The organism is Zhongshania sp., from assembly GCF_047636175.1.
In the GTDB taxonomy this organism is placed as follows: domain Bacteria; phylum Pseudomonadota; class Gammaproteobacteria; order Pseudomonadales; family Spongiibacteraceae; genus Spongiibacter.
On record NZ_JBLIKC010000010.1, the window covers coordinates 1 to 24,854 of the forward strand.

Sequence of the window (24,854 nt, forward strand, 5' to 3'; positions counted from 1 at the left end):
TCAAGCTTAATGTCGGTAATCGCCTGTCCCGCAGTCAGTCCCATATAGTGAAGGGCGCGCTCACAGCCGCTGCGCTGCGCTGGGTCCGTGTAATCACTAGGTCCGGGCACTATGCCGTTAACTGGCAACACCATTTCCGGGCTCGTTCCCCAAGTGACTTGTGGCAGGACATCCCCACCGTCTAAAACAACCGTTTTATCAAATACCGCATCGTGATCGCTGTGCAAGGTATTCCAGTACGTTAAGGCCAACTGCCATTCACTGTCGTTCGGTGCAAACGGACGGCCTTTAACATAGTCGATAGTAGTATCATCAACCGCCACCATACCAACCCGAGCGCCACCCTCAATGGCCATATTACAAATGGTCATACGACCTTCCAACGACAGCTTGCGAATGACCTCGCCACCAAATTCGATCGCGTAGCCATTACCACCAGCAGTGCCAATTTTGCCGATAATGGCCAACACCACATCTTTGGCTGTTACGCCCGCACCGAGCGCACCATCCACCCGCACCAGCATATTCTTACTTTTCTTTTGGATAAGGCACTGAGTGGCTAGTACATGTTCAACTTCAGAGGTGCCTATACCATGTGCCAGCGCCCCTAAGGCGCCATGAGTTGCGGTGTGTGAATCTCCACATACTACGGTCATTCCCGGCAGCGTCGCGCCTTGCTCAGGACCCACTACGTGCACAATACCCTGGCGCACGTCATTAATTGAGAATTCAGTGATCCCAAATTCATCGCAATTTTCATCAAGGGTTCGCACTTGTATTCGCGATACTTCATCGGCAATAGCTTCTACGCCGCCACTGCGCTCAACACGCTCAGTCGGTACATTATGATCTGGTGTCGCGATGTTCGCGGTCACTCGCCATGGTAAACGTCCGGCCAAGCGCAGCCCTTCAAAGGCCTGCGGAGAGGTAACTTCATGCACTAAATGACGGTCGATATACAGCAGCGCCGTGCCATCATCACGCTCTTTTACTAAGTGAGCCGCCCACAATTTGTCGTAAAGTGTTTGTCCAGCCATATCCCTGTCCCGCCACGCTGCCAAAATGAATAATTTTCTGAGCTACAATCTTACCCAGCCACGTCAAATAACACAAATTCATATTTTTCATTATTTGCATTCCATACAGGAATGCAAATACAATCCGACAATGGATACTGAATCGTTAAAAGCCTTTCTCGCGGTAGCCGAGCAACAGTCATTTTCACTGGCGGCAGAGCAACTGCACCTCACCCAGCCCGCCGTGAGTAAGCGCATTGCCGCCCTAGAGCGGCAATTAAGTTGCAAACTATTTGACCGCATTGGTCGCAATGTTCATCTCACCGAGGCTGGGCAGGCGCTACTGCCGCAAAGCCGACGAATTCTTCAAGATATCAAAGAAGCGGTTCGCAGTATTCAGGATTTACGGGGTGACGTCAGCGGTCGCTTATCGATGGGGATAAGCCACCATATTGGCCTGCATCGCCTCCCCCCCATATTGCGTAAGTATAGCCAACTGTATCCAGACGTTAAGCTCGATATCGACTTTATGGATTCCGAACAAGCCCATCAACTTATTCTCCACGGTGAGATGGATTTGGCGGTAATTACCCTGTCACCCACCGGCGAGCAACAATTACTACCCATACCTATTTGGAACGACCCCCTTACTGTCACTGTCGCCCACAGTCATCCCTTAGCGAAATACACCAGCGTCAACGCAGAAATGTTGAGTCAACACACCGCCCTGCCGCCGGGCCTCAATACTTATACTGGGCAAATCATTAAAAAATTATTTGATCAACGCGGCCTCAAAATGAATATCGGCATGTCTACCAATTATCTTGAAACTATCAAGGTCATGGTCAGCATTGGCTTGGGCTGGAGCATACTGCCGCTGACGTTATTGGACGACAGTGTGATAGCACTCGAATGGGAAGGCCAGGCACTAAGCAGAACCCTTGGCTGCGTGCATCACCGCAATAGGAGTTTATCTAACGCCGCCGTGGCTTTTATTGAACTACTGCGCACCGCAAGTAAAGAAAACTTTGCTTAACGCAGCACTGGTTGCAACTTTTCGAGCAAACCGGACATCGACTCCGGCGTATCAGCGTCGAGATAAATCCCCTCGTCATCTAGCTCAAGCACCTCAATACTTTCGGTGCTCGCCGCAGCAATGACACTTCGGGCGCCCTCGTCTCCGCTTAAAACCGACAACGCTGGCCAGTACGCCCGACCAAATGCCACGGGATGACCACGCCGGGCACCACAATGAGGAATAACTATGCGATCGGACCCTGCGAGCGCGGCAACCCGTCGTATTGACTCGATTCTGAGCAGGGGCAAATCCGCCGGCATAATCAATAATGAGTCCGCCCGCGATTGCGAAGCGATTAAGCTAAGTGCATCAGCAATACTTGCACCCATGCCATCCGCCGCGTTTGACGAAAAAATGCAGGGCGCATCAATTTCTGCAGAAACGTCATCCTCTGAGTCAAGCACCACACTCACATCGAGACCGGCTTTTCGAGCGCGACGAACCAAGGCATTAATGAGTACGCCGCCATGCGGTAATATAGTGAAGCGTTTATCTGCCTCGCCAAAACGCCGGCTTTTACCCGCAGCCATAATAATCAGCGGCAGCGTCATTATTTCAACCACCTACTGTGCGCGCTTTAGATGCAGTCGACCTAAGTTGGGTAAGCTGGGCCATAATAGCCAGCGCAATTTCCATCGCCGATTTACTGCCAATCGGCAGGCCAACCGGAGCGTATAAGCGATCAATCTGCTCATCACTAACATCCAACTGCTTAAGCCGCTGACGACGTTTTTCAGATGTTCTCACCGAGCCCAATGCGCCGACATAAAATAGCGATTCGGTTAAGGCCTGCATCAAGGCCATGTCATCAATTCGGGGATCGTGGGTTAAGGTAATAACCGCGGTATAAGGATCTGCAAACTCACTCACAGCGTCATCCGGCATGGATCCACTCAATTCAGCGCCACTCACCGCCCACTGGTTTAGCCTATCTTCGCGGGGATCACAAACAATCACCCGATAATCCATTGCCAAAGCAATTTCGGAAATACACCGCGCCAGCTCGTTTGCGCCGATTAGAAGCAAACGATATCGGGGGCCAAAATCTTGAACCAGCACATTCTCAGTAATACTCAGAAGCTCACATTCTATAATATCTTCCAGCTGCCACTGCCCAGTACCTATATTGACCTGCCTGCGCTTCGCGCGTCTGCAGTCTAAAGCGTCGCACAACTCACTCAACATAATACAAAGCTCAGCGGACGGCGCTAAGGGCTCAACTAATATCTGCATTCGCCCACCACAGGGCAAACCAAAGCGCTCATTCTCTTCTGCACTTACACCATACTCGAGAATTGCTGGCCGAGAACTTGCCAACTCGCCACGCTTTAACTTGTCTAGCAGTTCGTCTTCGATACAGCCGCCCGACAAGGAACCAAACACCACGCCACGACTATTCATCACCAACATGGAACCCAGTGGTCGCGGCGAAGCGCCAAAGGTTTTAACCACCGTACACAGCCAGCCGAACTCGCCTTTAGCAAGGAATTCAATTGCAGCGCCAAGCACGATTTGCTCAATACTCTTCACTATTTAAGACACTCTGTATAATCATGAGACAAAAAAAACGCCGCTTGCGCGGCGTTCTCATCTAGCGTTCCTATGAAAAATTTAATACCAGCGGTACGTTGCCGAAAGCGCGATAGTACGCGGTAAATCGATGAAGCCATAGTGGCCCTTCGCACCGAAAATGCTATTCGCTAGGGGAGTATCGTTAGAGTAAGAAATCACGGTTTCATCCGTCGCATTCTTAACTAACAGAGCAGCTTCCCAGCCCATGGCAACATCTGCCAAAGAAAAACGCAGATTCGCCTTAACATAAGCGTCTTGCTCTTGGCTTGGATCAAGGTTCTGAGATGAATTAAACGCGCCAGTAAACACGAAGTCAGCACCGCCACGGAACTCTATATCCTTGCTTACCATAGCCGTATAAACAAAGGTTAAGTTACCTGAGTAGTCAGCGACATACTGGTTAGTTTTACCCTTGTAATCACAGAACGGCTTGCCATTAACATTGGTATCGGGTGTCTGTCCTTGAAAGCACTGACCATTAGCAAAGTCGGTAAACTCAAAGTCTAGGAAGGCCAAGGCACCGGTCATCATCAGGTTTTCCGTCAACGCAAGACGACCATCTAATTCGATACCCATCGTGGTTGCCGCGCCGGCATTACCAACGTTGAAGCCCAGAGTACCGTCAAAGATACTGACCTGAAGATCGTCATACTGGGTATAGAAAGCCGCAACATTTAACTCAGCCGAGCCATCTAACAAGGTCGTTTTAGCACCGGCTTCAAAGCTTGTTGCCTGCTCTTCCTCATACTCAAAACTACCAACCAGAATGATTGGATCGCTATCGGGGTTTTCCAAAGGACGTATAACGTTGGCTTCTGGAGACGCATTTGAACGCGCGTCATAACCACCTGACTTATAGCCAATACTCGCCGTAGCGTATAGCATCACGTCATCGCTCCAATCGTGCTGGAAGTTTAATGATGGTGCTAGATTGCCACCGGACCGCGAGCCTTTCAAATCATGACGCTCCGCAGAAAAGTTCTTGGCAACAACGGTGTCAACTTCGCCCACGTCTCTTATTTGACCCGTGCTTATATCACTAAATTCAAGTTTACGACTGCCATCTTTTTCCTCGTAAGAATAACGTAAACCCAAGGTCGCACGCGTCAGATCAGTCACATTCCACGTCGCCTGAACAAAACCAGAGAACAATTTGGTGTCTGCCGTGAAGTTACGCGGTGTACCAAGGTTTACTATCTCATCACCCGCGTCACCAATGCCACCAAGCTGCAGTACACCGGCATCAAATAGAGGCTGGAATAGCGGCTCCAACGGCGTACCTGCGACCTGCGCCTGAGTGACGCCCTCAAATGGACCACCAGTTGCGTCGAACGGAGGACGCTCACCGCGTGCACCACCTTCCTGCAAATCAGCCGCGTTAATCAACTGAGGAAGAATGTCACTCGCTACACGAATACTGTCAAAGAAATCTAAAGAGCTCTGCTGATAGAACGCGCCAGCTATAAAGTCAAAGGTTTCACCTAATGGTGATACCCAGCGAATTTCCTGGCTGAACTGAGAGTACTCTTCTTCAGCGGCAACACTAAATACTGAGGCACCGGTGAAATCACAGTCACAGAGCTCTGACGTTTCATAACCGAGCAGGCCGGTGATAAAGGTAAAGGTATGTTCGCCCCAGACGTAATCAACATTTAACGTTACATTGTGAGTATCGTTATAGCTGAAATCACCGTTCGAAGAACGTTTGAAATCCTGGAAATTATTTAATACTGAGGAGTCAGCATCAACCGTCACTAAATTAACCGGGCCAGCATCAATAGAGGTGAAATCCAGAATCTCGGCGTAAGTACGGCCGTTAAAAGAATCTGTATCAGAGGTTGAGGGCTGGTCGTTAATAATCTCAATCTGACGACCGTTAACGTCAAACTGACCAATTTCTAATTTCAACGCTGCGGTCAAATTCGCCGTGGCATCCCATTCAAACATAGCGCGAATAGTTTGCTCATCACGCATTGGTTCATCGCGATTAAGGGTGAGGTTTTCCAGATGACCGTCAATCTCACGTTTACGAATTGCCAAACGCGCACCTATCGTGTCTGTAAGAGGACCAGACACCACGAAATCGATTACTCGCTCATTTGTTTCCACTTCATAGGTTGCAGACGCCAAGCCTTCAAACTCTCGCCCTGGACGAGCAGAGATTAAGCTTAATGCACCTGCAATACTGTTCTTACCGAACAGAATATTTTGTGGCCCACGCAATACTTCAACCCGCGCCAAATCGAGAAATGGTGCGCGTGACAGCTGGGCACGACCATAGCTGACACCGTCGAAATACATACCCACAGATTGCTCAAAACCAGGGTTAATACCTGAACCGATGCCGCGAATATAAATGTTAGTACCAATACCGGTTTCTGACATGGTCAGATTAGGTACATAAGCCTGCAGATCTTCGACCTTGCTAATGCCGGCTTCCATCATTTTATCGCCGGATATTGCATTTACAGATACAGGAACATCCTGCAAGCTTTCCGCCCGAATTGTGGCGGTAACAATAACTTCTTCAAGGACAGTCGCCGCCATTGTGTATGAAGAACACAATACAATCGCGGATGCTAAGGCGGAACGACGAAAATTTGATACAGGACGTTTTAAGGTCATGTGACCTCCATGTGCGAAAGTTTTATAGTTATAGTGCCACTAACTCTTCAACTACTGTCAGCGACCTAATCTCGAAATAGCTTATGTTTACAAAGTAGCCAAGATGTTTGCAATGAATACAATACCAATTTTACCGAATAGTTCAATGACTTAATATTTTTTTTAAGTATTAAAGCGTAATTAGAAGCCTAAACGGCCCAAAAAAAAGCGCAGCCTAGGCTGCGCTCTTAAACTACCCTTTAAAGCCGCCGGCAGACCTACCAGCGATAAGCCGCCTGAACAGCGACACTGCGGGGACGTTCAATAAAGGCATAATGGCCGATACTTCCAAAGCTACTCTTTGCTAAGGGAACATCGTTAGAGTAAGAGATGACATCTTCGTCGGTCACGTTCTTACCAACAACAGCAACTTCCCAGCCCGACTCAATATCAGACAGAGCCACACGCATATTTACTCGAACATAGCCGTCTTGTATCTGGCTAGGATCTAGATTTTGCGAGGAATTGTAATCATCGGTAAACGTGAAGTCTGTGCCAGCACGGAACTCCATAGCCTCACCAAAAGATTTTGTATACACAAAGCCCACGTTACCAGAGTAATCCGCAACATACTGGTTGGTCTTGCCTTTGTAGTCACAAAAACCAGTCGGGGCCCCGGCGTCATCCTTGTCACTTTCTTGCCCTTGGTAGCACTGGCCATTCTTGAAGTCAGTGAATTCAAAATCAAGGAAGGCCAAGGCCGCTGTCATTAACAAATTATCCGTTAATGCAAAACGACCATCCAACTCGATACCCATCGTCTCTGCTGCACCGGCATTACCGACATTAAAGCCCAGCGTTCCATCAAAAATACTGACTTGTAGATCGTCGTATTTGGTAAAGAAAGCGGCAATGTTTAACTCGCCGCGACCGTCAAAGAAGCGGGTCTTAGCACCAACTTCAAAGCTAGTCGCTTGCTCCTCATCATATTCAAATGACCCTTCAAGGGACAGCCCGCCTGCATTCGGCGCTGCACTTGGAGAGGCATTAGACCGCGCATCAAAGCCGCCGGCTTTATAGCCAATGCTCGCTGTCGCATAGGCCATTACATCATCATTAACATCAAATTGAACGTTCAAGGACGGCGCTAAATTACCTCCGCTTTGTTTGCCCTCTAAGTCGTGCCGTTCAACTTTGAAAACCGCAGCCAAAATAAAGTCTATACCACTAGGAACAGTGCCATCGGGAGCCTTGGTCACACCGTTGAGATCAGCAACCGATAGATCTCTGGTGCCCTCCTTCTCTTCATACGAATATCGCAGACCCAAAGTGGCTCTTAAACGGTCGGAGGCATTCCAAGTGGTTTGCCAGAATACTGACCATAAGTCGGCATCTGTGGTGAAATTACGTGGCGTTGTCGTATTAGAAAGACTCGCCCCTGCAGCCGGTCCCAGGCGACCCGCAATAGCCGAAGGGAGAATCGGGCTATCAATTAAAATTTCGTCGAAAAAATCAAGCTCACTTCTTTGAAAGTATGCACCCCCAATGTGCTCAAAAGTCCCGCCCGCAGCAGACACCCAGCGAACTTCCTGACTGTATTGATCGTATTCTTCCTCAAAAGGCACACTAAATACTGGCGCGCCGGTAAAATCGCAATCGCAAAGCTCCTTAAACTCGTAATGCAGAAACCCGGTGATAAACGTCAGGGTACCCTCACCCAAGGCATAATCTACATTGAGGGTCAGATTCTTGGTACGGTTATTACTGTAGTCGCCGTTGGACGAACGTTTATAATCCTGGGTGGTATTCAATACTGATACATCAGCACCAAAACCACTCGGCGGCGGAGCAGCCAAAGCTTGAGAATAAGTCGGGCTGCCAGGTATGGTGATCGAAGGCTTATCATTCACAATTTCAACCTGGCGACCCAGCACATTAAACTTACCTATTTCGACCTTGAGCATGGCGGTAAGATCTGGGGTTGCATCCCAATCTAAAATGGCTCGAATTGTACCCTCATCGCGCTGGGGCTCATCGCGATTCAAAGTTAGGTTTTCGATATAACCGCCGAACTCACGTTTGCGAATAGCGATACGTCCACCCAAGGTATCGTTAATGGGACCAGACACCATAAAATCAACGATCTTTTCGTCGTGGTCGGGTTCGTACAAACCGGAAATCATGCCCTCTTGCTCTTGACCTGGACGAGCAGAAATCAAGCTTAAGGCGCCTGCGATACTATTTTTGCCGTAAAGAATATTTTGCGGGCCGCGCAACACTTCAACCCTTGCCAGATCTAAAAATGGCGCACGGGTCAACTGTCCGCGCCCATATGAAATACCATCGAAATACATCCCTACTGACTGTTCAAAGCCGGGGTTGATACCAGAACCGATACCGCGAATGTAAATATTGGTACCGATACCCGTTTCTGACATCGATAAATTTGGCACATAAGCTTGAAGGTCTTCAATTTTATCAATACCCGCCTCCTGCATCTTTTCGCCAGCCATCGCATTTACCGAGACTGGAACATCTTGGAGACTTTCAGTTCTAAGGGTTGCCGTTACCAGCACTTCTTCTAACGCCGGCGCAGCATACAAAGCCGGATTTGCACACAAGCCAACTGCCAACACCAACGGTGCGACACGACGATTTACTATGCGCTGTTTTGTCATCTAAGACTCTCCCACAAAGATTTATTTTAATTATTAACCCGTGAACTTTGCACCACATCAGTGCCAGACAATAAGGGTTGAAGGTAAGTTTAGTCGGTATTTCAGAGAAGTAAACTGTGACATACCCTTATATTCGCGCATTAAAAGCGCTTATTAGACTACAAATAGCGCGGCCACTCAGATCAATGAAAAGACCGAATAACCACTGATTTCATGCAACGTAGTAAACCTTAGAAAACACCGAGATCTAAACCCGCTGCGAAAGCCGCCCCCAGCTCCTCAGCTTTACTAAACATCTCGGCATCGGGATGCCCGGCAGTAATAATAGCCTCAGTCACACAGCGCCAGGAGTAACCCCGCGCGATGCGCTCAAACTGCTGCAAAGCGTTACTACCATCGTTACCAGTACAGATAAAGACACCATAGGGTCGGTGGATTTCTCTGTCGATAACAGCATAAAATGTGCGATCAAAAAAATCCTTCATGCCACCGGCAATCGCGCCAAAGTTCTCTGGAAAAAACAGCAAAACCCCGTCACACCAGAGTACATCTCGGGTACCCGCCTCTGCGGCCCGCAACAATCGCACCTCAACATCAGGCTCTGCGTCACTGGCGGCTCGACTCGCCGCATAGGCTAGACTTTCATTTCGGCCTGACTGAGTGTGGTATACAATCAGTAAATGCTTTTTCTCTATCTTATCCACATTACTCTCTCACGATTTTCAGCAACACGCTGAGTTAATAAAATCACCGCGCTGGCGTCATTTACAATGGACGTTAGACATTTATCGATTACGACACAAGGTAGCCGCATGAAATATCTTCACACTATGATTCGGGTAAAAGACTTAGATGCATCAATGCGATTTTATTGTGATTTATTAGGATTAAAAGAAGTGCGCCGCTTTGACAGCGAAAAAGGTCGCTTCAGTCTTATTTTTCTCGCCGCGCCAGACGACTACGACATGGCCGTGAGCAAGCAGACCCCGACCATAGAATTAACCTACAACTGGGATGCCGAAGAGTATTCCGGTGGCCGCAATTTTGGCCACCTCGCGTTCGCAGTAGACGATATTTACGCCAGCTGCCAAAAACTAATGGATGGCGGCGTCACGATTAGTCGACCTCCGCGTGACGGCCACATGGCCTTTGTGCGCTCACCAGACCTGATATCTATTGAATTACTGCAACGCGGCGAAGCGCTGTCGCCACAAGAGCCGTGGCTGTCTATGACTAATACCGGCGAGTGGTAGTTAAAAGATACCGAAGAACCAACCGCCGCTGTTGAGGTCTTTCTCACAGCGGTTAAGCTGACCGCCATATGTCGCCGCCCGCGCTGACACCTTAGCGGCAACCCGTTTCAACCAGGGCTTATTATCGAATGAGCGCTTTTTGAAACCACCATGCCCTTCGTGGTAAGCCATATACAGACTATAAGCGTCGGTATTACTAATGCCGTTTATTTTGCCACTAGTATTATTATACCAAGCGATAAAATCTATGGCGTCGGCAAAATCATCGCGGTCCGCGCCCCAATTTCCAGACTTATCAATATACCAGTCCCAAGTGCCGTCTTTGGCCTGCGGGTAGCCATAGGCATCTGACATCCGTCCTGCGGGAATAAAGCCTAACCAATATTTCTTTGGTGGTTTAGCATCAGCTACAAAACTGGACTCCTGATGCATAATTGCCATCATTATTGGGATGGGAGAGTTCCACTTTTTGGACGCATCTTTGGCGTCGCCGTACCAACCCCCTTTTTCACGAAAAATCGCGCACACATCACCCGGATTGCGCGGCGGCGACGTAGTACAAGCCGTCACTGACAATAACAGTAAGACTACCCAAAGAAATCTCATTCGGAGCCGCCTGTGCTGGCGAACACCGCAAGTAAGCCCTGCTCGTCAATCACCTTCACACCCAATGCCTCCGCTTTCGCTAATTTAGAGCCGGCACTTGTGCCAGCGGCAACGCAATCCGTCTTCGCCGACACGCTACTGGCAACTTTTGCACCAAGCGCCTGCAATTTTTCCTTGGCATCACTGCGGGTCATCGTCTCCAAATTGCCGGTCAGCACCCATGTTTGGCCAGCCAGTGACTGCTCGCCACCCAACTGTTGAGCGCTAGGCCATTGTACCCCGCGCTCACTTAATTGGCGGACCACCACCCGATTAAACTCGCTGGCGAAAAACGCATGTATATGGCTCGCCACAATGGGACCAACGTCTTCAACTTCAATAAGCTTTTCTTCCGGCGCCGCCATCAACTCTGGCAAGCCACCAAAATGACGAGCCAAACTCAGCGCGGTTGCCTCTCCGACTTCGCGAATACCCAGCGAGTACAAAAAGCGCGGCAATGTAGTGGCACGGGATTTCTCTAGAGCGGCGATCAAGTTCTTCGCCGATTTCTGCCCCATACGCTCCAAGTCCGCAATTTTTTGGACTGTCAGCAGATACAAATCAGCAACGGTTTCTATTAATCCCACATCGACAAACTGTTCGACCAGTTTATCACCAAGGCCGTCGATATCCATGGCCTTGCGACTCGCAAAATGTTTAATGGCTTCTTTGCGCTGAGCGCCACAAATCAAACCGCCACTGCAGCGTAACACCGCCTCGCCTGGGGCGCGCTCCAATGGGCTATCGCACACTGGGCAATGATTTGGCGCAATAATGGCGGCGGCGGTATCGGGCCGACGCTCTAACACCACCTGAACAATTTTGGGAATAACATCACCGGCGCGTCGCACCACAACGGAGTCTCCGACCATCACACCCAGACGTTCAATCTCGTCGAAATTATGAAGCGAGGCATTGCTAACCGTGACGCCACCCACGAACACCGGCTCAAGCTTCGCAACCGGCGTTACCGCTCCGGTGCGACCAACCTGAAACTCCACATCCCTAAGCACCGTAATTTCTTCTTGGGCGGGAAATTTGTGGGCAATAGCCCAGCGCGGCGCGCGCGAAACAAAGCCCAGCTGCGCTTGCAGAGCAAGAGAATCCACTTTAAACACTATGCCGTCAATATCGTAGGCCAAGCCATCACGTCGCTCCAACAGAGCATGGTAATAGCTAACACAGTCCTCAATAGAATCGACCACCTGCAGCTCGGGGCTCACCAAAAAACCCCACTCTCGCAAGCGCTGCAAACCTTCGCTATGGCTAGTAAACAGCGCGTCGCCGTCTTGCTGAGCAATACCGTAGCAGCTCATTTCTAAGGGACGCTTGGCAGTAATACGGCTATCTAGCTGGCGCAAACTGCCCGCCGCCGCATTGCGTGGATTGACGAACACCTTACCGTCGCTCTCCCGCGCCAGCGCATTGATGCGCTCGAACCCTGATCGCGGCATATATATTTCGCCACGAACTTCCAGATCATCGGGCCAGTCATTGCCGCGCAAGCGCAAAGGAATCGAGCTTACGGTTTTCACATTCTGAGTGATATCTTCGCCAACCCGGCCGTCGCCTCGGGTTGCGCCCCTAACGAACACACCATCCACATATAGCAAGCTCACCGCGATACCATCTAATTTTGGCTCGCAGGCATAGCTTAGTGTGAAACCGTCGTCTAAACGGGATTTTACCCGGCGATCGAAATCCAGTAATTCTTGCTCAGAAAAGACATTATCAAGCGACAACATTGGGGTTTCGTGGCGCACCTGGCTAAACGAAGGTAAGGGCGCTGCTCCCACCCGCTGTGAAGGTGAATCTGCACTCAACCAGTCGGGATGAGTTGCTTCAATTGTTAGCAGCTCGTTAAACAGGCGATCATATTCAGCATCCGGGATTAACGGCGCATCGAGCACATAATATTGGTAACTATGGTGGTGGAGCTGATCGCGAAGCGCCGTTAGGCGCTCACGCAGGGGACTGTCAGACATTCAAAACGCCGTTATTATCGTGCACCGCTCAGTCACATCAGGGTTAGCTGATGACGTTCGAAATCTCGGATGCGTTGTTTATAGTGTTCAAGGGTTTGCTTAGTTGCCACACTGTGAGTCTGATCGCGCAGCTCGCCCTCAAGATTTTTAACTAAGCAGCGCGCCGTTTCGACCATTGCTTCGTAGGCCTTGATGCTCTCTCTCGGCCCCGGCAAATGCATAAAAAACACGACACCAGGTGTACTGAATTCGTCAATTCCATCTAAGTTGAAATTTCCCGGCTCTACTAAATTAGCCACACTAAACTGAATTTGTCCGGTGCCGTCAGAATTTTCATAACGATGAAAAATACTCATCTTTCCATAACGGACATCACAGGCCATCAAAATTTGGAGCAGATCATTGCCTTTAAATTGCTTACCTTCCGGTGCCATGGCATTGATAACCAGCAGCTCGTGATGCTCTGAAGGGACCGTATCTTCTTTGCTGAATCCGGCTTTACCAGCGGTCGCCGGAGTCACAAGCTCGGGGTTATCTTCTGAATCTGCACGCATTGGCAGCTCTTCGTCATCATCATTTTCAGGCGACGACCAACCTGCAACCACTTCGTCTTCATCATCGTCATCATCTGCCTTTGAGCGATATTCATCGGCGGGGTCAGTAAACAAAATATCGTCTTCCGGCTCAGCCTCAATTTCTAGTTTAACGCTATCCTCACCAAGATCATCAACCTGTTCAATATCATCTTGTGCCTTGAACTCAGGCTCCTGACGCGCCTTAGTCACCGTAGCTGGAACCCGCTTCATATGAAGACTAGGGGTCTCTCTCACAGCCACCACCCTTACACCTGACGGCAACTCGGGATTAGAGAGTTCATCGTCATCTTGACGAATTTTAGAGCTTAATCGAACGGTATCGCGACGGTCTTTCCGCATCCGCCGAACACCGTCAAGCAGCACCGCCGCCGCCAGCAGAGTACCAATAATAATCAACCAGTCTCTGACATTGAGATCCATTACCTAGCCCTTAATTGACCGTAGTGGCCATTTCTTCAAAAAATTTGCTTTGCCGTTAGATAAAATTCTATCGCTATTGTTCCACGCGATTTAGTAAATATCCAGATTTTAGCTATATTGCGTCGTTTTACATCGCCGCCATTTCTGCTGCTTTTTCCAAGTCTACCGATACCAAGCGGGAAACACCCGGCTCATGCATAGTCACACCCATAAGCTGATGCGCCATTTCCATGGCAATCTTATTGTGACTGATATAAATGAACTGCACCTCCGACGACATCTCTTTGACCAAACGAGCATAGCGGCCAACATTGGCATCATCCAACGGTGCGTCAACTTCATCAAGCATACAAAATGGCGCCGGGTTGAGACGAAATATCGAAAACACCAGCGCAATGGCACACAGCGCTTTTTCTCCACCCGACAGCAAATGAATTGTACTATTTCGTTTGCCCGGTGGCCGCGCCATTATTGAAATACCAGTGTTCAATAAATCATCGCCCGTCATTTCTAGCGATGCACTGCCGCCACCAAACACTTTCGGAAATAAATCCTGCAAGCCACCATTTACCTTGTCGAAGGTTTCTTTGAAGCGGTTGCGAGTCTCTTTATCGATGCGGCGAATCGCGCCCTCTAGGGTCTCCAGCGCTTCAACCAAATCGTTGTTTTGCGCATCTAAGTAATTTTTGCGCTCAGATTGCTGCTTAAATTCTTCTATCGCCGCGAGATTAATGGGGCCTAGTCGCAAAATACGTCTGCCGGCCTGCTCTAGAGACTCCAACCACTCAGCCTCGTTGGCATTTTCTGGCAGCGTGTCTAATACCGACTGCAACTCGAACTGCGCTTCTTGAAGCTGATCCTGCAAACCTTTGCGCCGGACATGTAGACCCTGATTCTCTACCCTCGCCTGCTCTAAATTATTGCGCACGGTCTGCAGCCGCGACTCAATGCCATGACGCTTCTGCTCATTTTCACGAAGCTGATGATCGACCACTTCGAGAGCACGACGAGACTCCAACAGCTCTTCTTCAACCGCTAGACGCTGCTCAAGACGAGCCTCTAGTTCAATTTTTAAATCATCAATCGGCGCGTCGTTTTCATCTAAACTTGCCGCTAATTGCTCGCGACGCTCCTGAAATTGTGCCAACTGTTCTTCGGTTCGACCGATGTTTTGCAAGACCGAGTCGCGCTGAGTTCGCAAAGATTGGTGACGCATGGCCAACTGGTGAGCATGGTCCTTACTTTGTCGCGCCGTTTGCCGAGCAGCATCAAGTATGGTGCGGTTATTATCGCGCTCACTGAGCAGGGCTTCGCGCTTGCTCGAGTCCTGCTCCATAGATTCAATCGCTTCCTGCAAAATCATTCGCGCCTCGGCGACGGATTCCTGCTCGAGCTGAAATTGACTTCGCAAATCTTTGCCATCGCCATCTAATTGCTGACGACGGGCCAAGACCTGTTCGACACGTGCCTGCTGAGTACTAAGCTTGGCCTTAAGTTCACTGTACTGACGATTAAATTGCTGCACTTCTCGATTAAGGTCTTCTCGATATTGCTCCTGGTTCTGAAGCAAAGTCTTGTCGGTATCTAGACCTTCAACAACGGTTTGTATATGAATATCAGCGGACGCTATTGCCTCGCGTAACTCCTGCAAATCCTGCTGGCGCTGCAATACACCACCTTGCTCGGTATTGCCGCGACTTACTCGCAGCCACGTTGCACCAAGCCACAAACCTTCGGGTGTGATAACAGATTCGTTGGCGGCCAAACTTGAACGCATAGCCAATGCGGCTATTAAATCGTCTGCAACACGAACACTGCCAAGAATGCCCAACAAAGCCGCGTTGCCACTCACTTTATCCGCGAGTGACGCAGCCGACGATGTCGATTTTGCCGCGCCCTCAACAAAACACACACTGCCTTCTTTTAAACTATCTAGAATACTGCCAACACCTTCGAGCGATTCAACACAGAGCGCTTGCAGTTGATCACCTAGCACAGTTTCCACCGCTTGCTGCCAACCCTCGGCGACTTGTAATTGCTCAGCTAAGCGAGGTGCGCTAGCCAAGCCTTGATCTTCAAGCCATTTACCTGTGGCCTTATCACCCTGACCCAGCGCAGCTTGCTGCAGGGCTTCCAATGACGCCATACGGCCGCGCATGCGCTGCAATTCACTTCGGCAGGCGTCCAGCTCATCACTGGCCTGCGTAATACGCTCACGACATTCGCTAATCTGCGGAATAATCTGCTGGTGACGCTCTTGCGCGGACGAGGCCTCTAATTCAACCTCAGCCACTTCTTGCTGCAGTATTTCAATATCGTCGTCAGTATCTTCTACATTCAAACCTCGACGTTCTTGATCAAGCTTTTCAATGCGTTCTTGGAGGCGCTGCAAACTCATTTCCAAGTGCTGAATACGAGACTGCTCTACCTCGGCACGCTGCCGGGGGCCCGCGGCTAATTGGTTGAACTCATCCCAGCGATGTTGCCAAGACTGCATGGCATCTTCAGCGCCAGCCAAGGCCTCTGCAGCGTTCTCTTCGGAGGCTTCGGTAATTTCCAGCTCTGGCTCGATCTCGGTGATTTCTTCTTGCCACAGGGCTATCTTTTCACGATCGTCCTCTAGATGACGGGTGGTTTCTTGTACATTCACGCTTAGCTGTTGCAGATCTGCATCTAATTGCTGACGGCGCTGCTGCTGATGCTGAATACCCTGCTCAGCACGCGCTATTTCAGCGCCGATACTGTAGAACCGACCCTGCACTTCGTTAAACGTATCATTGAGTTGACTATGCTGATCTCTGGCCTGCTCTATGCGGGTATTTAAACCTACCTGCTCAGTGACAATCGCTTCCCGCTCGAGCTCAAGACGCTTGATATCTTGTTCTTTTAAACCAGCCTGTTCATCCAATGCCTTCCATTGCAAAACCTGCAATTGCGCCTTTAATAAACGCTCTTCTTTTTTATACTCGGTGTACTTTTCTGCCGCAGCCGCCTGACGCTGCAAGTGCTGTAGTTGGCGCCCTAATTCATCGCGAAGATCTGTAAGTCGCTCTAAGTTTTCTTGCGTTCGGCGCATCCGATTTTCGGTTTCTCGACGACGCTCTTTATATTTTGAAATGCCGGCGGCTTCTTCAAGAAATACCCGCAACTCCTCAGGCTTAGATTCAATCAGCCGAGAGATCATACCCTGTTCAATGATAGCGTAGCTGCGCGGCCCCAGCCCGGTACCCAGAAAAATATCGGTAATGTCGCGGCGCCGACACTTGGTGCCATTTAAATAGTATTCAGAGACCGCTTCACGGGTTACTTTGCGTCGAATGGCAATTTCGTCGTAGGCGGCATATTCACCCCCTAACTTTTTGTCGGTGTTATCAAACACCAACTCAATACTCGCCTGCCCGACCGGCTTGCGATTAACAGACCCGTTAAAAATAACATCAGTCATCGACTCGCCGCGAAGATTTTTGGCCGAGCTTTCCCCCATCACCCAACGCACAGCATCGATAATATTTGATTTACCACAGCCATTAGGCCCAACTACCGCCGACAGATTGGTCGGGAAATAAGCCGTAGTCGGGTCTACGAACGATTTAAAACCAGCTAATTTGATACTTTTAAGACGCATAAACCAATAACCAACACTCTATGATGCTGCCACGCTGAGTTTTATTATATTCTCGAGGCAATAACAGGATAAATTTGCGCAAGGCGAGATTATAGCGATAGCTGCGAGGACTGACAGTAGTATTTGTGACTTTATGAACAGAGAAACCGTTTCAGGCTATCGCCCCTGCACCTCAGTAATCAACAAACTTAGTGGATCACTGACCTTCGCCGGTTCAACCGTTACAGGCTTAGCGACCCAGTCCCCGTCGCGACGAATAGCGGTCCCCACCAGACTTATGTGCGCCGACAATGCCAATTCAGAAAAATCATCCAACCTCATTCCCTGTCGAATCACATCTGAATCTGTGAGATGCACATTAATAGGCCATTGCTGCGCAGTCAACAAAGGCACTCGCAACGCCGCTACCGGCATAGGATTACCATCGGTACTCTTGGCAACCACAAACAAAATACCTTGCGGTGCAGCGCCCAACTCTGGCGCCACGCTGACATTAATGTCCAGTGACTGTAAATTGCCCGCGTCTTCTGCGAGACGCTTAGCCTCGACAATACCGGCACTAATTACGCCAATTTCAGAAGAATCTGGCGGTAATTGAGTAAGCAGCTTCTGCCAATATGCCAAGGCATCTAGGTATCGACCGCTTGCAAAGGCATCAATGCCCAACACCCCTAGCGCCGTCCCTTGCATGGGGTTAATCGCCAAGGCCCTATCAAGCAAGCTGCGGGTTTGACCGTCGATTTTCCGCCCCCCAACCAAATACCGCGCCTGCCCTAATTGCGCTAACACATTAGGATCTTCCGGATACAGCGCCTCTAGTCGCTGGTAATAAGGCAGCGCACCGGCAAAATCACCTTGCTGACGAAATAGGGACGCCATCATCATTAAATGCTCGGCGCTATCTGGCCGCCGCGCTAAAATAGCATCTAATAGCTCTTTATAACGCTGCCAGCGAAGATCGTCAGCACCCTCGCTAACGATCTCTGTCTGTAGTTGTTGCAGGGCTAAATCTTGTCGATAGCCAAGGCGATCGTAAATAATCAAAGCAGTCGCCGGTATCAACACTAGTACGGCCAAGATATAGCCACGTCTAGAGCGTTGCACCGGAGCATATCCACCACTCGTAGATTCGGCGACCAACTGGCGATCTAGCTCACGTTCTAGCTCTGCCAACTGCCCTGAATCAATAAGCCCAGACGCTAAATCCGCGGCCAGCTCACGCTGACGTTGGCGATAGAAATCACGCTGGGCGCTGCGATGAAGTTGTTGATCAGTTTGACTTGTTTGCCGGCTTCGTAAAGACAGTAAAACTAATATGCCTGCCAACGAGAATAAACTGGCAACGCCAATATACAGGCCAATCATGCTCGGTCCCCCGAATGCTTTCCATCCGCATCGTCGTTGAGCAGTTCTTGCAAGCGCGCCTGCTCAACCGTCGACAGCGAGACATCGCTAGGGACTTGCCGACGTTTGCGGCCAGAGGCCATCCGCCACCACACCAAGCAACCCAATATTAACAAGCCTAGGGGCGCGAACCACAGCACAGCCGTTTGAGCGCTAAAGCGGGGGCGATACAAAATAAAGTTACCATAGCGATCAACCATGTATTGAGTGATCTCTATGTCAGACTTATCATCCATAATCATGCGATGAATCTGCCGACGTAAATCCACCGAGATGGCCGAGTCGGAACCAGATAAATTCTGATTCTGGCATTTGGGGCAACGCAACTCTTGGGTAAACGCGTGGTAGCGTTTTTCCTGCAGAGGTGTATCGAACTGATAGGTTTCTATAACCGCCGCGGCGACTAAACTGAATACCATTAAAACGCTGCTTAAAATGATCGCTTTCATTGCTTCGGTCCCTGCCCGTTCAATTCAGCAATCCGTGGCGCGAATTCTTTATCCCACACTCCTTGCTCTAAAGCACCCTGATAGCGAAACCGAACCGTTCCAGACGCATCAACCAAATAAGTTTCTGGCGCACCAGTGACACCAAGATCCAAGCCCAAAGAGCCGTCCTCATCAAATAAAGTCACGGTATAGGGGTCACCTTTCTGAACTAACCAGCGTTTGGCGGCCTCGGCGTCATCCTTGTAATCGATGCTGACAATATTCACACCCTGCTCTGCAAGTTTCATTAAAAATGGGTGTTCAAAATGACAGGTCGGGCACCACGTTGCCCACACGTTCAATAAGAATAGCTCGCCGACGATCTGCGCCTTATCAATAAGGCGACCGTCGTCTAAGGCCGGTTCGGAAAACTCGGGAAGTGGCTTATCTACCAAAGCCGATGGTAAGTCTGTCGGGGTATAATCACCGTTCAGTACACGACGCTCAACACCAAAAAACATTGCGGCTAAAAGAGCAAAAATCAGTAAGGGCAAAAACAGTTTAAGTCGTTGCATTACTCTCTCCCTTTTCATCAAGCACTGTTTTTTCAGCTGGCCGATAACGCCTATCACAGATCGCCAGCAAGGCGCCTATCGCCATTAATAACGACCCCAGCCAAATCCAACGAATAAACGGCTTCACATGTATACGCACCGCCCACGCGTCTTTACCAACGGGCTCACCTAAGGCAATAAACACATCTCGCGTTAATCCAGCATCGATTGCCGCCTCAGTCATTACCTGACCACTGCGGGCATGATAACGACGTTTCTCTGGGTGCATTTCAGCAATGAAGTTGCCATCCTGCCAAAGCGTAAACCTACCGCGCTGACCGCTATAATTGGGGCCCTGAATGGCTTCCACAGAATCAAAGCTCACCTCGTAAGAAAAGGCAGTGTCAGCGCGCTCACCTACCATCATGCGAATATCTTGCTCATTATTAAAACTAGTCACCATACCGACGCCAAGTACAGCCGAAGCAAAACCTATATGCGCCGTCAGCATTCCGTAATATGAGGGGGTCAGTCGACGTAGACCTTTCGCCAGAGTCGGCGCATTGCGAACTTTGCTGCGCAGATTAACTAGGCTGCTAAGAACTATCCAGGCCGCCAGCAAGACACCAATCGTCGCGCCAATGTGCACACTGCCACCAAACCAGCGTGGCAGTATCAAGCCTAAAACAACACTGCTCGCAAACGCAATAATCATTGGCTTTAGCCACGACGATGGCTTGCTACGCTTCCATTGTGACGAGGGGCCAATGCCAACTACCAAGGCCGTTAAGCACATTAACGGTACAAAAATAGCGTTAAAATACGGCGGCCCTACTGAGTACTTACCCAAGCCAGCAAAGTCCATAATCAGCGGGAATAAAGTACCGAGTAACACCGTCATTGCGGCAACGAGAAATAAGATATTATTGACGAGCAATAACGCTTCTCGCGACAGCCAAGTAAATGTGGGAGCATTCTCATTCGCTGGCGCACGAAAGGCATATAAGGTCAGCGAGCCGCCGACGACAATCACCAAAAATACAAGAATGAACATACCGCGAGTGGGGTCAGCAGCGAAAGCGTGCACTGAGGTAAGCACACCGGAACGGACTAAAAACGTACCCAGCAAGCTCAGCGAGAATGCAAATATTGCTAACAACAAAGTCCAGCTCTTAAAAACACCGCGCTTTTCGGTCACTGCCAAGGAATGTATTAGCGCGGTACCCACCAACCAAGGCATAAAAGACGCATTTTCTACAGGGTCCCAAAACCACCAACCGCCCCAACCCAGTTCGTAATAGGCCCACCAACTTCCCAAGGCGATGCCGACGGTGAGAAATGCCCAGGCAATGTTTGTCCATGGCCGCGACCAGCGCGCCCAGCTAGCATCCATTCGACCACTCATCAGTGCCGCAATCGCAAAGGCAAAAGCCACAGAAAAACCGACATAACCGACGTATAGCATCGGCGGGTGAATCACCATCCCAGGGTCTTGCAGAAGAGGGTTTAAGTCTTGCCCATCAGAGGGTGTATTCAGTAAATGGCGGGCAAACGGATTAGAGGTAAACAGTGAAAAACTAAAGAACCCGACGGCAATCATACCCATTACAGACAGCACGCGGGCGAGTATATCTTGGGGTAATTGCCGTGAAAAAACCGCGACGGCTACCGTCCACAAGGTCAGGATTTGCAGCCACAATACTAATGAACCTTCGTGGCCGCCCCAGAGAGCGCTGAACTTATAGGCAGCTGGCAAAAGTGTATTCGACTGCGCAGCAACGATATCAACAGAAAAATCATCTGTTAAAAAAGCATAAAACAAACACCCAATCGCAATGCTCGTGAATAGACACTGCGCAAAACTTAAATAGCGGCCGGAGCGCATCGCCAACTGATCGCCGCAGTAAACTCCCCACAATGGCAAAACAGCCAATGCAAGCGCAAAACAAAAACCGAGTATTAAAGCAACGTGGCCGATTTCAACAATCACAGATTAACCCTTCTCTTATTTTTCAGCCCGACTGGCCGCAGATTTCTCTAAGGCATAACTAACCTCTGGCGGCATATAGTTTTCATCATGCTTCGCCAGCACTTCGCTGGCATAAAAAACACCGTCTTCACCTAATTTACCAGACGCCACCACGCCCTCACCTTCGGCAAATAGATCTGGCAGAATCCCTTCGTATTCAACGATGACAACAGCACTATAATCAGTGACAGCAAAGCGTATTTTCAAACTATCGCTGGCACGCTGCAAACTGCCTTCCTGAACCATGCCGCCGGCACGAATTGCCTTGCCAACGGGTGCTTTGCCAGCCGCAATATCAGCTGGGGGATAAAATAGATTTATATTTTCCTTTAAGGCATAGCCCAGCAAGCCCGCCGCAAGACCTGCCACAATCAATATAAATATGATAATCAAAAGCCGCTGCTTTCGCTGTGGATGCATAGCCATAACTGTCTCTTCATTACATCTGAGCCGCTTACAACAAGTAGCGGCGATTTAATTTGTGCTGGGTGACGACGCCTGTTTACGTCGCACTATAGCGCGAATATGTTGCTCCGCTTGGCGACGACGGTGGCGCGCCACCCAGAGTAAGGCGCTGAGCACTAACAGGCTTACGCCGTAGCAAAACCAAACATAGCGGCCGTGACCACTCATTATGAGTAAATCGCTAAAACTATCAAAATACATTTAGCGAGACTCTCCACAGATAAGGTTTTGCACCCAGCGAGTATTCTTTTCGCGATTCAAAATTTCCGCACGGGTGAACAACAGCAAAACCCAGCCGAAAAACAAATACATACCACTCAAGGTCGCCATCAGGGGTCGCAACATGGTGGGGTGTATCGTCGACTGACCGGTAAAACTAATACTGGCAGGCTGATGCAAGCTATACCACCACTCAACAGACCAGTAAATAATAGGGATGTTCACTGCCCCGACAATGGCAAGTACCGCACAGGCCTTGGCGGCGGCATCACGATTTTCAAATGCCTGGTGCAAGGCAATGATACCTAAGTATAAAAAAAACAATATCAGCACTGAGGTAATACGCGCATCCCACACCCACCAAGTACCCCATGTTGGCTTTCCCCAGACTGCGCCTGTTAATAGGGCAAGAAAGGTAAGTGAGGCACCGATAGGTGCAATAGCTTTCATTATCATGGCCGCTAATTTCATGCGCCAGATCAAGTGGATGGCACCGGCAATTGCCATCGTCACATAAGCACCCATTGCCACGGCCGACGCGGGAACATGAATATAAATAATACGAAAACTATTGCCTTGTTTATAATCCGGTGGCACAAACGCCAAGCCCCAAACAACACCGCCAAGCAATAGCAGCAACGACAGTGTTGCCAGCCAGGGTAAAAGGCGGCCGCTGAACTGGTAAAACCAGCGTGGGGAACCCCATTTATGGAAGGTTGAGCTAATCGACAAAGCAGTATTCTCTTTTTAAAAGCTATTTAGCCACTGATAGCTCAGCGCAAACGTAAAACATTGTACCCTAGCTTGACTGAAATTCAGACACGCACTGGCATACTTGAACACAGCAATATTGATTTTTACCTCTCGCTTAACCTACTGATCAATACTAATTCGCAAAGCACCGCAAATGGCCAGTGGCGATAACGCTAGCGCTATCAGAAAAAACACACCCAGCATCGCCAGCTGCGGTAAATAAGGGCCGCCCTCAACTGCTGCTTTCACTGCGCTACTGCCAAAAATAAGTACCGGTATATATAGTGGCAACACGATGAGCGATAGTAACAGGCCGCCCTTGCGCAGCCCTACCGTTAATGCGGCGCCAATAGCACCTATAAAACTAAGCACACTGGTACCCAAAATTAAACTCATCATTAGCGGCAGCATCCCAGCGATGGGCAAATGTAAGAGGACGCCCAAAACCGGTGACAAAAGACTCAAGGGCAAACCAGTTATTAGCCAGTGAGCTACTGTTTTAGCCAATACTTGCGGGTAAAGCGGCTGGTGGGTCAGCAACATTTGCTCCAAGGTCGCATCATCAAAATCGCCTTTAAACAAACTGTCCATGGCGAGCAACGACGCGAGTAGGGCAACAACCCATAGAATGCCAGGGGCCAACTCGGCAAGACGATCTGGCTGCGGACCAATCCCAAGGGGGAATAAGGCGCACACCATCACAAAAAAAACCAGAGGGTTAGACCATTCACTGCCGCGCCGCAATGATGCAACAACATCGCGTCGCAATACCGCTAAGGCTAATTTAATCAGCCCGGGATTAGGCATCGGTGACGGCTCCCAGATTGATGACTTTAAAGTCTTGAGGGAAGTTAAGACGGTGATGAGTGGTTAATAATAGCGCTCCGCCACCACTTACAAATTCGCTGAGCCAATGTTCGACCTCGGCCACACCGCGCTGATCTATGGCGGTAAAGGGTTCATCAAGAATCCAAAGACTAGCGGGAATACAGAATAAGCGCGCCAGGTTTACCCTGCGCTGTTGACCAGCTGACAAAGAGAAACACGGCTGCTCTTCGAAACCACCCAAACCGACTTTGTCGAGCGCAGACCTAATGAGAGCATCGCTATTGGAAATGCCGCGCAGGGCGCACGACCAGCGCAAATTTTCAACAGGACTCAGCACTGCTTTTATGCCAACGCCATGGCCGATATACAGTAATTGCTGTAAATAGTCGTGGCGCTGACGCTGCAAAGATTTACCTTGCCATAAAACATCGCCCTCATAGCGACTCGACAGACCAGCCAAAATGCGAAGTAAACTCGTCTTACCACTGCCATTTGGGCCAGCAATTTGGACAAGCTGACCCGCATTGAGCTGAAAGCACAAATCTGAAAACAGCACCCGATCGTCTCGCTCGCTGCACAACTGCTTAACTTCTAGGCCCGTAACTGCCAAAACCACTCCCGCCTATCCACGCACAGACATGTCGACGACATGCGTAAAATCGCCGCCAAGTATATACGAAATAAAGGAAATTTAGTGCCTAA

The 24,854-nt window shown here is 49.6% G+C and carries 21 protein-coding genes; 2 read left to right on the forward strand and 19 right to left on the reverse strand.

Features of this window, described 5'->3' with window-relative positions:
* Positions 1-1,037: 3-isopropylmalate dehydratase large subunit (locus tag ACI955_RS07520; RefSeq protein ID WP_415243123.1), on the reverse strand; the 1,037-nt coding region annotated here is incomplete at its 3' end.
* 130 nt (positions 1,038-1,167) lie between these two features.
* Here ACI955_RS07520 and ACI955_RS07525 point away from each other — a divergent pair.
* On the forward strand, positions 1,168-2,052 hold the full coding sequence (locus tag ACI955_RS07525) for a LysR family transcriptional regulator (protein ID WP_415243124.1): 885 nt from the start codon (positions 1,168-1,170) through the stop codon (positions 2,050-2,052).
* Here ACI955_RS07525 and ACI955_RS07530 read toward each other — a convergent pair.
* From ACI955_RS07530 to ACI955_RS07550, 5 genes are all read right to left on the reverse strand, one after another.
* Entirely contained in the window at positions 2,049-2,645 is a 597-nt protein-coding gene (locus ACI955_RS07530) for a nucleotidyltransferase family protein (protein WP_415243125.1), read from the reverse strand. The genes ACI955_RS07525 and ACI955_RS07530 overlap by 4 nt on opposite strands.
* Before the next feature lie 4 nt (positions 2,646-2,649).
* Positions 2,650-3,624: an XdhC family protein gene (locus ACI955_RS07535; protein ID WP_415243126.1), complete on the reverse strand. Its 975-nt coding sequence runs from the start codon at positions 3,622-3,624 to the stop codon at positions 2,650-2,652.
* An 81-nt stretch (positions 3,625-3,705) separates the two neighbouring features.
* Positions 3,706-6,291: a TonB-dependent receptor gene (locus ACI955_RS07540; RefSeq protein ID WP_415243127.1), complete on the reverse strand. Its 2,586-nt coding sequence runs from the start codon at positions 6,289-6,291 to the stop codon at positions 3,706-3,708.
* Positions 6,292-6,548: 257 nt separating this feature from the next.
* A complete protein-coding gene (locus ACI955_RS07545) occupies positions 6,549-8,948 on the reverse strand; it encodes a TonB-dependent receptor (protein ID WP_415243128.1) in 2,400 nt (799 codons plus the stop codon).
* A 230-nt stretch (positions 8,949-9,178) separates the two neighbouring features.
* Positions 9,179-9,652: a flavodoxin family protein gene (locus ACI955_RS07550; RefSeq protein WP_415243129.1), complete on the reverse strand. Its 474-nt coding sequence runs from the start codon at positions 9,650-9,652 to the stop codon at positions 9,179-9,181.
* Positions 9,653-9,760: 108 nt separating this feature from the next.
* Here ACI955_RS07550 and gloA point away from each other — a divergent pair, with 108 nt between their 5' ends.
* Positions 9,761-10,201 carry a lactoylglutathione lyase gene (gloA, locus tag ACI955_RS07555; RefSeq protein WP_415243130.1) on the forward strand — a complete coding sequence of 147 codons (441 nt, stop codon included), beginning with the start codon at positions 9,761-9,763 and terminating at the stop codon, positions 10,199-10,201.
* Here gloA and ACI955_RS07560 read toward each other — a convergent pair whose 3' ends face one another.
* From ACI955_RS07560 to ccmA, 13 genes are all read right to left on the reverse strand, one after another.
* The gene (locus tag ACI955_RS07560) at positions 10,202-10,807 is read right to left on the reverse strand and encodes a transglycosylase SLT domain-containing protein (RefSeq protein WP_415243131.1); all 606 of its coding nucleotides are present in this window, start codon (positions 10,805-10,807) and stop codon (positions 10,202-10,204) included.
* Positions 10,804-12,831, reverse strand: a complete 2,028-nt coding sequence (ligA, locus tag ACI955_RS07565) for an NAD-dependent DNA ligase LigA (RefSeq protein WP_415243132.1) — start codon at positions 12,829-12,831, stop codon at positions 10,804-10,806. Before ligA ends, ACI955_RS07560 begins: the two co-directional genes overlap by 4 nt.
* A 32-nt stretch (positions 12,832-12,863) precedes the next feature.
* Entirely contained in the window at positions 12,864-13,847 is a 984-nt protein-coding gene (gene zipA, locus ACI955_RS07570; RefSeq protein WP_415243133.1) for a cell division protein ZipA, read from the reverse strand.
* A gap of 127 nt (positions 13,848-13,974) precedes the next feature.
* The gene (gene smc, locus ACI955_RS07575) at positions 13,975-17,472 is read right to left on the reverse strand and encodes a chromosome segregation protein SMC (RefSeq protein ID WP_415243134.1); all 3,498 of its coding nucleotides are present in this window, start codon (positions 17,470-17,472) and stop codon (positions 13,975-13,977) included.
* A 156-nt stretch (positions 17,473-17,628) separates the two neighbouring features.
* A complete protein-coding gene (gene ccmI, locus ACI955_RS07580; RefSeq protein WP_415243135.1) occupies positions 17,629-18,837 on the reverse strand; it encodes a c-type cytochrome biogenesis protein CcmI in 1,209 nt (402 codons plus the stop codon).
* Positions 18,834-19,325, reverse strand: coding sequence for a cytochrome c-type biogenesis protein CcmH (locus tag ACI955_RS07585; RefSeq protein WP_415243136.1), 492 nt, complete (start codon positions 19,323-19,325; stop codon positions 18,834-18,836). Before ACI955_RS07585 ends, ccmI begins: the two co-directional genes overlap by 4 nt.
* Complete coding sequence (locus ACI955_RS07590; RefSeq protein WP_415243137.1) at positions 19,322-19,879, reverse strand: DsbE family thiol:disulfide interchange protein; 558 nt, start codon at positions 19,877-19,879, stop codon at positions 19,322-19,324. Before ACI955_RS07590 ends, ACI955_RS07585 begins: the two co-directional genes overlap by 4 nt.
* Positions 19,866-21,848 carry a heme lyase CcmF/NrfE family subunit gene (locus tag ACI955_RS07595; RefSeq protein WP_415243138.1) on the reverse strand — a complete coding sequence of 661 codons (1,983 nt, stop codon included), beginning with the start codon at positions 21,846-21,848 and terminating at the stop codon, positions 19,866-19,868. The genes ACI955_RS07590 and ACI955_RS07595 overlap by 14 nt, the downstream gene beginning before the upstream one ends.
* 15 nt (positions 21,849-21,863) lie before the next feature.
* Positions 21,864-22,307, reverse strand: a complete 444-nt coding sequence (gene ccmE / locus ACI955_RS07600; RefSeq protein WP_415243256.1) for a cytochrome c maturation protein CcmE — start codon at positions 22,305-22,307, stop codon at positions 21,864-21,866.
* 54 nt (positions 22,308-22,361) lie between these two features.
* Entirely contained in the window at positions 22,362-22,553 is a 192-nt protein-coding gene (ccmD, locus tag ACI955_RS07605) for a heme exporter protein CcmD (RefSeq protein WP_415243139.1), read from the reverse strand.
* Complete coding sequence (locus tag ACI955_RS07610; protein WP_415243140.1) at positions 22,554-23,303, reverse strand: heme ABC transporter permease; 750 nt, start codon at positions 23,301-23,303, stop codon at positions 22,554-22,556.
* 141 nt (positions 23,304-23,444) lie between these two features.
* Positions 23,445-24,131, reverse strand: a complete 687-nt coding sequence (gene ccmB / locus ACI955_RS07615; RefSeq protein ID WP_415243141.1) for a heme exporter protein CcmB — start codon at positions 24,129-24,131, stop codon at positions 23,445-23,447.
* On the reverse strand, positions 24,124-24,762 hold the full coding sequence (ccmA, locus tag ACI955_RS07620) for a cytochrome c biogenesis heme-transporting ATPase CcmA (RefSeq protein WP_415243142.1): 639 nt from the start codon (positions 24,760-24,762) through the stop codon (positions 24,124-24,126). Before ccmA ends, ccmB begins: the two co-directional genes overlap by 8 nt.
* Positions 24,763-24,854: the final 92 nt, after the last annotated feature.

Coding starts and splice junctions, on each gene's coding strand:
- smc (WP_415243134.1), bottom strand. CDS start 17,472: ATGCGTCTTAAAAGTATCAAATTAGCTGGTTTTAAATCGTTCGTAGAC.
- ccmI (WP_415243135.1), bottom strand. CDS start 18,837: ATGATTGGCCTGTATATTGGCGTTGCCAGTTTATTCTCGTTGGCAGGC.
- ACI955_RS07585 (WP_415243136.1), bottom strand. CDS start 19,325: ATGAAAGCGATCATTTTAAGCAGCGTTTTAATGGTATTCAGTTTAGTC.
- zipA (WP_415243133.1), bottom strand. CDS start 13,847: ATGGATCTCAATGTCAGAGACTGGTTGATTATTATTGGTACTCTGCTG.
- ACI955_RS07545 (WP_415243128.1), bottom strand. CDS start 8,948: ATGACAAAACAGCGCATAGTAAATCGTCGTGTCGCACCGTTGGTGTTG.
- ACI955_RS07525 (WP_415243124.1), top strand. CDS start 1,168: ATGGATACTGAATCGTTAAAAGCCTTTCTCGCGGTAGCCGAGCAACAG.
- ACI955_RS07560 (WP_415243131.1), bottom strand. CDS start 10,807: ATGAGATTTCTTTGGGTAGTCTTACTGTTATTGTCAGTGACGGCTTGT.
- ccmD (WP_415243139.1), bottom strand. CDS start 22,553: ATGTATTTTGATAGTTTTAGCGATTTACTCATAATGAGTGGTCACGGC.
- ACI955_RS07590 (WP_415243137.1), bottom strand. CDS start 19,879: ATGCAACGACTTAAACTGTTTTTGCCCTTACTGATTTTTGCTCTTTTA.
- ACI955_RS07540 (WP_415243127.1), bottom strand. CDS start 6,291: ATGACCTTAAAACGTCCTGTATCAAATTTTCGTCGTTCCGCCTTAGCA.
- ccmE (WP_415243256.1), bottom strand. CDS start 22,307: ATGCATCCACAGCGAAAGCAGCGGCTTTTGATTATCATATTTATATTG.
- gloA (WP_415243130.1), top strand. CDS start 9,761: ATGAAATATCTTCACACTATGATTCGGGTAAAAGACTTAGATGCATCA.
- ligA (WP_415243132.1), bottom strand. CDS start 12,831: ATGTCTGACAGTCCCCTGCGTGAGCGCCTAACGGCGCTTCGCGATCAG.
- ACI955_RS07530 (WP_415243125.1), bottom strand. CDS start 2,645: ATGACGCTGCCGCTGATTATTATGGCTGCGGGTAAAAGCCGGCGTTTT.
- ccmB (WP_415243141.1), bottom strand. CDS start 24,131: ATGCCTAATCCCGGGCTGATTAAATTAGCCTTAGCGGTATTGCGACGC.